10 protein-coding genes are annotated in these 12,769 nt (G+C 40.7%); 9 read left to right on the top strand and 1 reads right to left on the bottom strand.

Translation table 11 applies throughout. The features are described from left to right. Nucleotides 1–214: 214 nt before the first annotated feature. Both tig and clpX read left to right on the top strand, forming a co-directional pair. Nucleotides 215–1,501: a trigger factor gene (gene tig / locus B4U37_RS16250; protein WP_088019037.1), complete on the top strand. Its 1,287-nt coding sequence runs from the start codon at nt 215–217 to the stop codon at nt 1,499–1,501. A 306-nt stretch (nt 1,502–1,807) separates the two neighbouring features. Next, nucleotides 1,808–3,076 (top strand): ATP-dependent protease ATP-binding subunit ClpX, encoded by a 1,269-nt coding sequence (clpX, locus tag B4U37_RS16245; RefSeq protein WP_010195793.1) that lies wholly within the window; start codon nt 1,808–1,810, stop codon nt 3,074–3,076. A 52-nt stretch (nt 3,077–3,128) separates the two neighbouring features. Here clpX and B4U37_RS16240 read toward each other — a convergent pair whose 3' ends face one another. Then, nucleotides 3,129–3,698 (bottom strand): tubby C-terminal domain-like protein, encoded by a 570-nt coding sequence (locus B4U37_RS16240; RefSeq protein ID WP_088019036.1) that lies wholly within the window; start codon nt 3,696–3,698, stop codon nt 3,129–3,131. 194 nt (nt 3,699–3,892) lie between these two features. Between B4U37_RS16240 and lonB the strand changes: the two genes are divergently transcribed. From lonB to B4U37_RS16205, 7 genes are all read left to right on the top strand, one after another. Further along, nucleotides 3,893–5,578 (top strand): ATP-dependent protease LonB, encoded by a 1,686-nt coding sequence (gene lonB / locus B4U37_RS16235; RefSeq protein WP_088019035.1) that lies wholly within the window; start codon nt 3,893–3,895, stop codon nt 5,576–5,578. Nucleotides 5,579–5,822: 244 nt separating this feature from the next. Further along, nucleotides 5,823–8,147 (top strand): endopeptidase La, encoded by a 2,325-nt coding sequence (gene lon, locus B4U37_RS16230; protein ID WP_010195795.1) that lies wholly within the window; start codon nt 5,823–5,825, stop codon nt 8,145–8,147. Continuing rightward, nucleotides 8,144–8,728, top strand: a complete 585-nt coding sequence (yihA, locus tag B4U37_RS16225) for a ribosome biogenesis GTP-binding protein YihA/YsxC (protein ID WP_088019034.1) — start codon at nt 8,144–8,146, stop codon at nt 8,726–8,728. The genes lon and yihA overlap by 4 nt, the downstream gene beginning before the upstream one ends. A 72-nt stretch (nt 8,729–8,800) precedes the next feature. Further along, on the top strand, nt 8,801–10,003 hold the full coding sequence (locus B4U37_RS16220) for an alanyl-tRNA editing protein (protein WP_088019033.1): 1,203 nt from the start codon (nt 8,801–8,803) through the stop codon (nt 10,001–10,003). A 295-nt stretch (nt 10,004–10,298) separates the two neighbouring features. After that, the gene (locus B4U37_RS16215; protein ID WP_088019032.1) at nt 10,299–11,078 is read left to right on the top strand and encodes a transporter substrate-binding domain-containing protein; all 780 of its coding nucleotides are present in this window, start codon (nt 10,299–10,301) and stop codon (nt 11,076–11,078) included. Between the two features lie 119 nt (nt 11,079–11,197). Further along, entirely contained in the window at nt 11,198–11,860 is a 663-nt protein-coding gene (locus tag B4U37_RS16210; RefSeq protein ID WP_088019031.1) for an amino acid ABC transporter permease, read from the top strand. A 12-nt stretch (nt 11,861–11,872) separates the two neighbouring features. Beyond that, the gene (locus B4U37_RS16205) at nt 11,873–12,604 is read left to right on the top strand and encodes an amino acid ABC transporter ATP-binding protein (protein WP_088019030.1); all 732 of its coding nucleotides are present in this window, start codon (nt 11,873–11,875) and stop codon (nt 12,602–12,604) included. Nucleotides 12,605–12,769: the final 165 nt, after the last annotated feature.

Here is a 12,769-nt window from a genome sequence, read left to right as displayed (position 1 = left end):
TGTGTTGAACTCATCTGGGATTATGTTATAATGTAAGGGTTGTAAACTGTATATACGATATAGGTTCTTAGATTAACCTCTTGTAATAAGGGGTGTTTAAGACTGTGTACTTGCAGCAAAAATGTAGAAAACAACAACCACCATGTGTGGTTCATCAGATTAGATAGTGTGAAAATCATTATCTTTTTTGAAAATAGATGTTGGAGGGAAAATTATGTCTGCTAAATGGGAAAAGTTAGAAGGTAATCAAGGCGTATTAACAGTTGAAGTTGATGCGGAAACAGTTAATAAAGGTCTTGACGCAGCATTCAAAAAAGTAGTTACTAAAGTAAATGTACCAGGTTTCCGTAAAGGGAAAATGCCTCGTGGAATGTTCGAACAACGTTTTGGTGTAGAATCTTTATACCAAGATGCTCTTGATATCATTCTTCCAACTGCATACTCTAACGCAGTTGTTGAAACTGGAATCGAGCCTGTTGATCAACCTGAAATCGACATCGAAACAATCGCTAAAAACGAAAAACTTGTTTTCACTGCTAAAGTGATCGTGAAGCCTGAAGTTAAACTTGGCGAGTACAAAGGATTAGAAGTGGAGCGTCTTGACGCTAACGTTACAGACGAAGATGTAGAAGCTGATCTGAAAGGTCTTCAAGAGCGTCAAGCTGAGCTTGCTGTGAAAGAAGAAGGAACTGTAGAGAACGGCGATACTGTTGTTATGGACTTTGAAGGATTCGTTAACGGCGAAGCATTCGAAGGCGGAAAAGCAGAGAACTATTCTCTAGAAATTGGTACTAACACGTTCATCCCAGGTTTCGAAGAGCAATTAGTAGGTCTTGCAGCTGGAGCAGAGAAAGAAGTAGAAGTTTCTTTCCCTGAAGAGTACCATGCTGAAGAGCTTGCTGGAAAGCCTGCAGTTTTCAAAGTAACTGTACACGAAATCAAAACAAAAGAACTTCCTGCACTTGACGATGAGTTCGCGAAAGATGTAGATGAAGAAGTTGAAACGCTTGAAGAGCTTAAAGCAAAAACGAAAGCTCGCCTAGAAGAAGCGAAGAAGACAGAAGCTGACAACCACCTACGCGACACGCTAGTGGACAAAGCGGCTGCTAATGCAGAAGTGGAAATCCCTGAAGCAATGGTGAAAACTGAAACTGACCGCATGGTTCGTGAATTCGAACAACGCCTTCAAATGCAAGGTATGAACATGGAGCTTTACTTCCAGTTCTCCGGCCAAGATGAAGAAGCTCTTCGTACTCAAATGAAAGAAGATGCTGAAAAGCGTGTGAAAATGAACCTTACGCTTGAAGCGATCTCTAAAGCTGAAAACATCGAAGTTACTGATGAAGAAGCAAACGAAGAAATCGAAAAAATGGCTGGCATGTACAACATGTCTGTTGACCAAATCAAGCAAGCATTAGGAAGTCTTGAAGGTCTTAAGGAAGATTTGAAAATCAGAAAAGCAATTGATTTCCTTGTAGAAAACAGCAAAGATGTTGCATAATAGAGTATAAGAGACAAGGCGCGACTTGATCGTGCCTTGTTTTGTACCATTTTGACCTTTTTAAAAGCAAAGTTTTCCGCTTTTTCCATTCATCCCTGTGTTAGTAAAATGAATTCATGGATACAATAGTACGGACTCATCTTCTAAAATATCCATACATAACCAAAGTATTATTATTAGAAATGTTAGGCAAAAATGTGGTAAAATGCAGTACATAACTATTTTTTAAAAGTGATGAGTTTTTCTCATTTTTTAGGAACCAGCCGATGGATGGGAAAAGAGAGAAATGATAAGGGGTGAAACAATTTGTTTAAATTTAATGACGAAAAAGGACAATTAAAGTGTTCTTTCTGTGGAAAGACACAAGATCAAGTTCGTAAACTTGTAGCAGGTCCAGGCGTATACATATGTGATGAATGTATTGAACTTTGTACAGAAATCGTAGAAGAAGAGTTGGGTACAGAGGAAGAAGTAGAATTTAAGGACGTTCCAAAACCAAAAGAAATTCGTGATATTTTGGACGAATATGTTATCGGTCAGGAGTCTGCGAAGAAATCTTTATCTGTGGCGGTTTACAACCACTATAAGCGTATTAACTCCAACAGTAAGATTGATGATGTCGAGCTAGCCAAGAGTAATATTGCCATGATCGGACCAACTGGTAGCGGTAAAACTCTTCTTGCTCAAACACTTGCAAGAATTCTGAATGTACCATTTGCGATTGCAGATGCGACTTCCTTAACAGAAGCTGGTTATGTTGGGGAAGATGTAGAAAACATCCTATTAAAGCTGATCCAAGCTGCTGATTATGATGTGGAGAAAGCCGAAAAAGGAATCATCTACATCGATGAAATTGATAAAGTAGCGCGTAAATCTGAAAATCCGTCCATCACTCGTGATGTATCTGGTGAAGGTGTACAGCAAGCGCTATTGAAAATTCTTGAAGGTACTGTTGCAAGCGTTCCTCCTCAAGGCGGACGTAAGCACCCACATCAAGAATTCATCCAAATCGATACAACGAACATCCTATTCATTTGCGGTGGAGCATTTGACGGAATCGAGCAAATTATTAAACGCCGTCTAGGGAAGAAGGTTATCGGTTTCGGTACTGCGGAAACGAAAGCGGACGATCTAGAGCAAAAAGAATTGCTTGGCAAAGTATTGCCGGAAGATTTACTACGTTTCGGTTTAATTCCGGAATTCATCGGTCGTCTTCCTGTAACAGCAAGCTTAATGCCACTTGATGAGGATGCACTAATTGAAATCCTTACAAAGCCTAAGAATGCACTTGTGAAGCAATATCAAAAGATGCTTGATCTTGATAATGTGGAACTTGAGTTTGAAGAAGGTGCATTAACTGAGATTGCGAAAAAAGCAATCGAGAGAAAAACGGGTGCGCGTGGATTGAGATCTATCATTGAAGGAATTATGCTTGATGTGATGTATGAGCTTCCTTCTCGTGAGGATATCAAGAAGTGTGTGATTACAGCTGAAACGGTTGCTGACAATGTGGCGCCGAAGTTGATTTTAGATGATGGGTCTGAGTTGAAACAAGACGAGAAGACTTCTGCATAAATAAAAACTACAAATAAAAAGCACTTTCCTTAAAGGGAGAGTGCTTTTTTGTTTAATCCTTTAATTGAAGATGGCATATTTGATGAAGAACTGCAATTTCTAATAAAGAGATTTGACACATTTCCTTAGATTTTATGATATAGCTTGGACTTGGGAGGGATCTAACCCTTGCGATTTCAGTTATTAATACCCCATCTTCTTTTATGTAAGTGGTTCCATCCATTAAATTTTTTTCAAGGGTGAATTGACGATTGTTTTTGTTGTATATAAACCTGCCATGGGTCTTTATTTTAGTTATATCTTGAAAAAAATATGTTTCTTCTTCTCCAGAATTTTTAGTATGGGTAACATCCCATTTAGGTTTAAACAAGTTTTCCTTAAATGGCCGCTCCTCTACTTTTATCGTTTCTCCATTATGTGAAACTCCAATTAAATCTTTTTTTTCAAAGAAAGCTTGTACCCCTTCCGATAGAATAGGGATAGGTAGCTTGGAAACTACTTCCACCCACTTTTTTCTGTATGTTCGATTGAAAGATGCAACTTGATTTCCTTGAGAGTCAAGTATGGGTATTGGCTTAGCAGAATGTTTAAGTAGTGGGAGTGTGAAGGTAAGTTCTATCATATTTTTTGCCTCCTTTTCCCTTTTTTACGAAAGAAACCCTTAAAAGGTTTCATATATTCCTTTTCTAAAATTATGTTATACCCTCCAATCTTTTCGTGTGAAGCCTATTTTATCCAAATATTTTTTGTTGGATTATTACCCAATCCCACGGAGATACTACCATATAATCACATCAAGAATGCAGGAGGGTTTCTATGTCTTTCACGGGTATAGCACTGTTCATACAGCTTTTCTTTGGGGTCATCATCGGCCTTTATTTCTGGAACCTGCTCAAAAACCAACGGACGCAAAAAGTAACCATTGATAAAGAATCAAAAAAGGAAATGGAACAACTAAGAAAGATGAGAAGTATTTCCTTATCGGAACCGCTCGCAGAAAAAGTTAGACCAACAAGCTTTAAAGAAATCGTCGGACAAGAAGATGGAATCAAGGCTTTAAAAGCTGCTATTTGTGGGCCGAATCCGCAGCATGTTATTATTTACGGACCTCCTGGAGTAGGAAAAACTGCTGCAGCAAGACTTGTTCTGGAAGAAGCAAAAAAGAACCCAAAGTCACCATTCAGAGGTTCTGCCGTTTTTATCGAGTTAGATGCTACAACTGCTAGATTTGATGAAAGAGGAATTGCAGATCCGTTAATTGGTTCTGTGCATGATCCGATTTATCAAGGTGCAGGAGCGATGGGCCAAGCAGGAATACCGCAACCAAAGCAAGGAGCTGTAACCCACGCGCATGGAGGAATGCTTTTCATTGATGAAATTGGTGAACTTCATTCTATCCAGATGAACAAATTACTTAAAGTGTTAGAAGACAGAAAGGTATACTTAGACAGCGCATACTATAGCGAAGAGAATAACCAAATCCCAACCCATATTCATGATATTTTCCAAAATGGTCTGCCTGCAGATTTTCGTCTTGTTGGGGCAACTACAAGAACGCCAAATGAAATTCCTCCTGCAATAAGATCTAGATGTATGGAAGTCTTTTTCCGTGAATTAGATCAAGAGGAGCTGGAGGCTGTGGCTAGAAATGCAGCTTCTAAAATCAATATGCTGGTCGAAGAAGAAGGTATTACCCTCCTTGCCTCATATACAAGAAACGGGCGAGAAGTGGTAAACATGATGCAGATTGCATGTGGACTGGCTATCACAGAAGACCGAGATACTGTAAAGGTGGCTGACATTGAATGGGTGATACACTCCAGTCAATTGGCACCGAAATACGAAAACAAAATTAAAGAAGCGGCACAACCTGGACTTGTCAACGGCTTGGCGGTATTCGGTCCGAACTCTGGCGCTCTTCTTGAGATAGAAGTGACCGCGATCCCTACCGAAGAGAAAAAAGGCACTGTTAATATCACAGGTATCGTGGAAGAAGAAAGCATGGGTAATCAAGGTGGCAAATCCATTCGCAGAAAGAGTATGGCGAAAGGCTCTATCGAGAACGTTATTACCGTATTAAGAAAACTGGGAGTTCCTGCTGCTGATTACGATATCCATGTCAATTTTCCTGGGGGGATTCCAATTGACGGACCTTCTGCAGGGATTGCAATGGCAACTGGAATCTATTCTGCTATTTTCAAAATTCCAGTCAGCAATCTTGTCGCAATGACAGGAGAAATCAGCATCCACGGAACAGTGAAACCAATTGGTGGTGTCATTCCGAAAATAAAAGCGGCAAAACAGGCTGGTGCAAAGAGGGTCATCATTCCAGCTGATAATATGCAATCGATTATTAAAGATATTGACGGTATTGAAGTCATTCCGGTAAAAGAGTTTCAAGAGGTTCTCGATCTTACCTTACTTAGAGAAAAGATTACTGAAACAAACGTAGAAAGCATTTTAAACGCACCAATCAGCATTCCAAAAACAGAATCCATGTAAATGGTGGGCAGGCCTTGTGACGGTCTGCCTGTTTTACATACACTAAGGCTTACTTATTGCACTCAAGTCTTGAAAAAGGTAAAATTTTTACTACCGTTTCTTTATTAACGATGGCAAACTTGTAAAAGATAATAGAACAACCCTTCTTTTGCAGGTTAAACTGTCTCTTTAATTAGACAGGGCAATTTAATTAGGATAGAATTGAACAAAGATACATAAAGGAAGAGCGTACGGGGGTGTTACCATGGCAACAAATAAGGAATATCATGTTCCATTATTGCCTTTAAGAGGACTGATGGTTTTTCCGACAATGGTTTTACATTTGGATGTCGGAAGGGAAAAGTCAATAGAAGCGTTAGAACAAGCAATGCTTGGGGATGATATTGTCGTTCTTTCTACACAGAAAGAAGTAGGAACCGACAATCCTGCAAAAGAAGACCTATATACTTGGGGTACTTTAACAAAAGTAAAACAAATGTTAAAGCTTCCAAATGGTACGGTCCGCGTCCTGGTAGAAGGGCTGGAACGTGCGAAAATTGAAGAGTTCATTGAAAAAGATACACACTGGGAAGCCAAACTTTTGACCTATCCGGATACAGAAGAGAAAGACCCGGAAGATGAAGCCTTGATGAGAACTTTGCTGGACTATTTCCATACATACACAAAGCTCTCCAAGAAAACAACAATCGAAACATATCATACTGTTTCAGATATAACAGAGCCTGGAAGAATGGCAGATATCATTACTTCTCACTTGCCTGTGAACATGAAAGAAAAACAGGATATCTTGGAAACACGAGATGTGAAAGAGCGTTTGAACAAAGTAATCAAGCATGTAAACAATGAAAAAGAAGTACTGCAGCTCGAGAAGAAAATCGGTCTGCGTGTGAAGCGTTCCATGGAACGTACCCAAAAGGAATATTATCTACGCGAACAGATGAAAGCAATCCAGAAAGAGCTTGGGGATAAAGAAGGAAAAGGCGGCGAAATTGAGGATCTGAAAGAGAAACTTGAAAAGATCGGAATGCCGGAAAATGTGAAAAAGACCGCATTAAAGGAAATCGACCGCTATGAAAAAATTCCATCCAGTTCTGCAGAAAGCTCTGTTATTCGCAACTATATTGACTGGCTAATGAACCTTCCATGGACGGAAGCAACTGAAGACCAATTGAATATTATCAGAGCGGAAGAAATTCTTAACGAGGATCACTTTGGACTGGAAAAAGTGAAAGAACGCGTGCTGGAATACCTGGCTGTTCAACAACTGACAAAGTCCTTAAAAGGCCCAATTCTTTGTTTAGCAGGACCTCCTGGTGTGGGTAAAACCTCTCTGGCACGTTCGATCGCAAAATCACTGGATCGTAAATTTGTCCGCGTCTCCCTTGGTGGAGTTCGGGATGAGTCGGAAATCCGCGGTCATAGAAGAACCTATGTGGGAGCAATGCCGGGACGAATCATTCAAGGCATGAAAAAAGCGGGAACCATCAATCCGGTATTCCTTTTAGATGAAATTGATAAAATGTCTAATGATTTCAGGGGAGATCCATCTTCTGCATTATTGGAAGTATTGGACCCTGAACAGAACTTTAATTTCAGTGACCACTATATCGAAGAACCGTATGACCTTTCTAATGTCATGTTCATCGCAACCGCAAACAATTTGGCAACCATTCCTGGGCCGTTACGAGACAGAATGGAAATTATCACAATTGCAGGTTACACAGAAATAGAAAAGTTAAACATCGGAAAAGACCATCTGCTGCCACGTCAGGCTAAGGAGCATGGTTTACAGAAGAATCTTCTGCAAATTAGAGATGAGGCACTAATGTCCATCATCCGTCACCATACCCGTGAAGCAGGAGTGCGTAGTTTAGAAAGACAACTTGCTTCCATTTGCAGAAAAGCAGCCAAACTTATCGTTTCCGGTGAAAAGAAAAGGGTCGTCATCACAGATAAAAACCTTGCCGATTTCCTTGGAAAACCTAAATTTCGTTATGGACAGGCGGAAGAGGAAGACCAGGTTGGTGTCGCAACAGGCCTTGCCTATACAACTGTTGGTGGCGATACATTATCAATTGAAGTATCTCTATCACCAGGTAAAGGAAAACTTATGTTGACCGGTAAACTTGGGGATGTGATGAAAGAGTCTGCACATGCAGCATTCAGTTTTATCCGTTCCAGAGCAGATGAACTAAATATTGACCCGGATTTCAATGAGAAAAATGATATCCATATACATGTCCCAGAAGGTGCTGTTCCAAAAGACGGTCCATCCGCCGGGATTACGATGGCCACTGCCTTGATCTCAGCATTAACAGGCAGACCGGTCAGAAGAGATGTTGGAATGACAGGTGAAATAACGTTAAGAGGGCGTGTGCTTCCTATCGGCGGATTAAAAGAAAAATCACTGAGTGCACACCGCGCCGGCTTAAAAAAGGTTATACTACCTAAAGAGAATGAAAAAGATTTGGATGATATTCCAGAAAGTGTGCGAAAAGATTTAACGTTTGTTTTAGTATCACATTTAGATCAAGTGTTAGAACACGCATTAGCAGGAGAGAAAAAATGAAAGTAACACAAGCAGAAATAGTCATAAGTGCCGTTAAACCAGAACAATACCCAAGTGAGCTACTACCAGAATTCGCCTTGGCGGGTCGTTCGAATGTAGGAAAATCATCTTTCATTAATAAGATGATCAACCGTAAGAACCTTGCAAGAACATCCTCCAAACCAGGAAAAACACAAACATTGAACTTTTACCTGATCAATGAAATGTTGCATTTCGTCGATGTACCTGGTTATGGATTTGCGAAAGTCCCGAAATCCGAGCGTGATGCATGGGGAAGAATGATGGAAACCTATTTGACAAGCAGAGAGCAGCTACGTGCGGTCCTGCAAATAGTGGACCTTCGCCATCCGCCATCCAAGGATGATGTCACGATGTATGAGTACCTGAAGCATTACGAGCTTCCAGTAGTCGTCATTGCGACCAAAGCCGATAAAATCCCTAAAGGGAAATGGCAAAAGCACTTAAAAGTTATAAAAGAAACCCTTGGTATGGATAAAGAAGACGAATTAATCCTCTTCTCCTCCGAAACAGGACAAGGAAAAGATGAAGTCTGGGGCATGTTGCAAAAAAGAATGAAGTAATACTAAAACTGCGAATCAGAGGGAGAAATCCTCTGAACGCAGTTTTTTAGTTTAAAGCCAGGAGTGATATAGATGGAAAAGTTGTTTTACCAAGACCCTTTCATACAGACATTCACCACCACATTATCAAAGCAATCACAAGACGAATCTGGAAAATGGTATGCCGTTTTAGAACAAACTGCATTTTACCCTGAAGGCGGCGGACAGCCATATGACACGGGAACACTGAATGAACATAAAGTCCTCGAAGTGCAAGAAATCAACGGAGAAATAAGGCATTACCTGGGGCAACCGCTTCCCGAAAGCATAAAGGTTGTCAAAGGAACTATCGATTGGGAAAGACGATATGACCATATGCAGCAACATGCAGGGCAGCATCTTTTATCAGCAGCTTTTGAAGAGCTATTTTCCTATAAAACGAAAAGTTTTCATCTGGGGAAAGACGTGTCCACCATTGATCTTGATACCACAGGGTTGACGGAACAGGAATTTCTGGAGGCTGAAACACTTGTAAATAAAATTATTCTTGAAAACCGCAAGATAGAGGCCAAGTGGGTCACAAAGGAAGAACTCTCAGACTATCCATTAAGAAAAGAGCTATCCGTATCGGAAAATATCCGCCTCGTCATCATCCCGGACTTTGACTATAACGGATGTGGAGGAACACACCCTCATTCAACAGGAGGAGTAGCTTCCCTTAAGATTCTATCGTTAGAAAAACAAAAGAACATGATCCGTGTATCCTTTGTTGCAGGAAATCGAGTGTTAAAACAACTTCATGAAAAACAGCAGGTACTATCAGAATTGTCCTCCCTATTAAACGCTCCTCAAAATGGGATGAGTGATGCGGTCACAAGAATGTTGGGCCAGAGTAAAGAACAGGCAAAAGAGCTAAAAGACATGAAAGGAAAGCTTCTAGAATACGAGGTAGCTGCTCTTGTTTCTCAAAGCGAATTAGTTTCAGGTCGGTCAATAATAAAATCTGTCCTTCAAAATAGGGAAATGGCAGAACTTCAAAGTATGGCGCGAAAATTAGTTTCTACTAGAGAGGACCTCAACGTGTTCCTTATAGCAGAAAATACAGGCAAGCTGCAATTTGTTGGGGCTAGGGGAAGCGAGACTGATCTCGATTTGAAGTTCATTGCCAAAGAAGTCTTTGCATTCATAAACGGAAAGGGAGGCGGCAGAGAAGACTTCGTCCAAGGTGGGGGAGAAACAACACTCACAGGGGAAGAAGTGATAGAAAGAATAATGCTTATTTTATCAAAGGATTAATAAATAGAATAGATTTCATAGCTTACATGATAAAGGCTGTGGAATCTATTTTTTTGTTTTTAAAAAGTGTAAAAAATTTCGAAAAATATGTTTATTAGTGTGAAGCATTAGGGAATAGAATGTACAAGGAGTAATTCCGCGTATACATAAGATACACAGGTAGTCAGGTCTTCTGAAGTTAGAATTTACAGAATAATTCTCAAATATGATTACTGAGCTTATTTGTGGTAGTTTTCCGTAATTGTTAACATAAAAGGGAGACGAAAAAAATGGACACTAAGGGGGATTTTGGAAATTGAAAAAAAGGGTATTGTTAGTCACGTTATTTTTGTTGTCTACCATTCTGGCAGCATGCGGTGGTAAAACGACAACAAGTGAAGGGTACGAATTAGTAAAGGAAGACAAGTTTATATTTGCTTCTTCAGGAGAATTTGCGCCATTTAGTGTTACAGACGGTTCCGGAAACATGACCGGTTTTGATATTGAAGTCGGAGAAGCTATTGCGGCTGAGCTTGGGTTGGAACCAGAGCAGGAAAAGTACACATTTGCGAGTATTGTTGAAGGAGTAAAGAATGGCCGCTTTGATGCGGCGGTTGCGAGTCATACCATAACGGAAGAGAGATTAAAAGAAGTGGACTTCTCCACACCGTATTATTATTCTGGGGCCCAGATATTTGTACGTCCTGACAGTGACATCCAAACAATGGATGATTTAGAGGGAGTGGAAATTGCCGTTTCCAGAGGATCCACTTATGCGGATTTAGTGGAGGGTGTATCTGATAATATCGTAAACTATGATAGCGACGTTGTTGCGTTAGAGGCACTTAACAATGGCCGCCATGATGCAGTGGTAACAGATTTTGTTACCGGTCGTGAAGCAATCGGCTCCGGAATGGAACTGGAGGCACGTGAACTATTGGATCGCAGTGAACAGGCTGTGGCCGTAGCCAAAGGAAATGAAGCTTTACTGGAAGCGATTAATGAAGCGCTTGAAACTTTACGTGATAACGGAAAATTGAAAGAGATAAGTGAAAAGTACTTTGGTGAAGACATTACTTCAGACCCGGGTGAGTAATACCGAACTAGAATAATCAATCCTGTCTCTGAAATGTGTGGTGTTCACTCACCACACATTTTTTATCAGCTTTATCCACCACTAATAGCACACAACAGCATAAGGGAGTGAAGCAAAGTATGCCCAGTTTAGCACATTTTATCGATGTTTTTTTCAGTTCATACGACATGTTTTTAAGAGGGATGTTAAAAACCCTTCAAATTACAGCCATTTCAATTGTTATTGCACTTTTCGTAGGCTTATTTTTCGCCTTCCTTAAAATATCCAAGATTAAAGTACTTGAATGGATCGCCAATACTTACATATACCTTGTACGGGGAACACCGTTGATTGTTCAAATCTTTGTTTTCTACTATGGATTGGTGCAGATGGGAATCACTGCATTCTGGTCCGTCACATTGGCGCTGGCCTTCCATAATGGTGCCTATATTGCCGAGATATTTCGTGGAACTATTCAATCGATTGACAAAGGACAAATGGAAGCAGGACGCTCATTGGGTATGACCCGCAATTTGGCGATGAGAAGAATTATTTTGCCACAGGCATTCAGAAGGGCGCTGCCGCCACTTGGAAATCAGTTTATCATCTGTTTAAAAGATTCATCCTTAGCGGCATTCATCGGTTTCTACGAACTGTTCAATGTAGCGCAAACACAAGGTGCAAACAGCTTTGACTATATGACGTACTTGTTGGTAGTTTCTGTTTACTACTTATTCCTTGTAGGATTGATCGGAATATTTGTTAATCTGTTAGAACGTAAATTCTCAGCTAGTGATAGATAGGAGGTAGGGGTAATGAGTAATAAAATAGAAGTCGTAAATTTAAATAAATCGTTCGGGGACCTACATGTTTTAAAAGATATATCTTTGACTGTTAAAAATAAAGAAGTTGTCTGCCTGATTGGTGCCAGCGGATCCGGTAAAAGTACGATTCTGCGCTGCTTGAATTTCCTTGAAATGAAGGATAGCGGCACCGTGGTCATAGATGGCAAGGAAGTGGAAGTAGAAAAAGACAATTTAAATAAAGTCCGTCAAAAAGTCGGCATGGTGTTTCAGCATTTTCATCTTTTCCCTCACAAAACAGTTTTGGAGAATGTTATGGAAGCTCCTGTCCAGGTCGAGAAGCTGAAAAAAGAGGAAGCCAGAAAAATTGCATCCGACCTTTTGGCAAAAGTAGGCTTGTCAGACAAAGAGAATGTTTATCCTGAAAAACTCTCAGGAGGGCAAAAGCAGCGTGTGGCAATTGCCCGTGCCCTTGCCATGAGGCCTGAAGTGATGCTGTTTGACGAACCAACATCCGCCCTTGACCCAGAATTGGTGGGAGAAGTGCTAAAAACAATGAAAGAACTCGCCGAAGAAGGCATGACCATGGTGGTCGTCACCCACGAAATGGGATTCGCACAAGAAGTCGCCGACCGTGTCATCTATATGCACGACGGCAAAATCGTCGAAGAAGGCCCCCCACAGGACCTCTTCAATAACCCAAAAAACCAACGAACAAGAGACTTCCTAGAAGCAGTTCTGTAACCAGTAATCAATTTGGTGATTCAGATTTCCCCTGTTTCCTGGAGTGCAAGGTGTGAGACTCCGGCGGGGGGATAACGGTAGCTTGAGTCCCCGCAACGAAGTGAGGAGGCTCAAGCACCGTCCCGCGGAAAGCGAACACCTGGAGCGAAAGGAAACAGGGAGTAC

This window comes from Sutcliffiella horikoshii, from assembly GCF_002157855.1.
In the GTDB taxonomy this organism is placed as follows: Bacteria; Bacillota; Bacilli; order Bacillales; family Bacillaceae_I; genus Sutcliffiella_A; species Sutcliffiella_A horikoshii_C.
The sequence above is the reverse complement of the archived record's forward strand: the minus strand, read 5'-3'. Positions and strand labels throughout refer to the sequence as shown.

What these genes read in the sequence shown, in the direction of transcription:
- B4U37_RS16205 (WP_088019030.1), top strand. Translation starts at nt 11,873, where the DNA reads ATGAGTAATAAAATAGAAGTCGTAAATTTAAATAAATCGTTCGGGGAC.
- B4U37_RS16220 (WP_088019033.1), top strand. Translation starts at nt 8,801, where the DNA reads ATGGAAAAGTTGTTTTACCAAGACCCTTTCATACAGACATTCACCACC.
- B4U37_RS16240 (WP_088019036.1), bottom strand. Translation starts at nt 3,698, where the DNA reads ATGATAGAACTTACCTTCACACTCCCACTACTTAAACATTCTGCTAAG.
- B4U37_RS16210 (WP_088019031.1), top strand. Translation starts at nt 11,198, where the DNA reads ATGCCCAGTTTAGCACATTTTATCGATGTTTTTTTCAGTTCATACGAC.
- yihA (WP_088019034.1), top strand. Translation starts at nt 8,144, where the DNA reads ATGAAAGTAACACAAGCAGAAATAGTCATAAGTGCCGTTAAACCAGAA.
- tig (WP_088019037.1), top strand. Translation starts at nt 215, where the DNA reads ATGTCTGCTAAATGGGAAAAGTTAGAAGGTAATCAAGGCGTATTAACA.
- lonB (WP_088019035.1), top strand. Translation starts at nt 3,893, where the DNA reads ATGTCTTTCACGGGTATAGCACTGTTCATACAGCTTTTCTTTGGGGTC.
- lon (WP_010195795.1), top strand. Translation starts at nt 5,823, where the DNA reads ATGGCAACAAATAAGGAATATCATGTTCCATTATTGCCTTTAAGAGGA.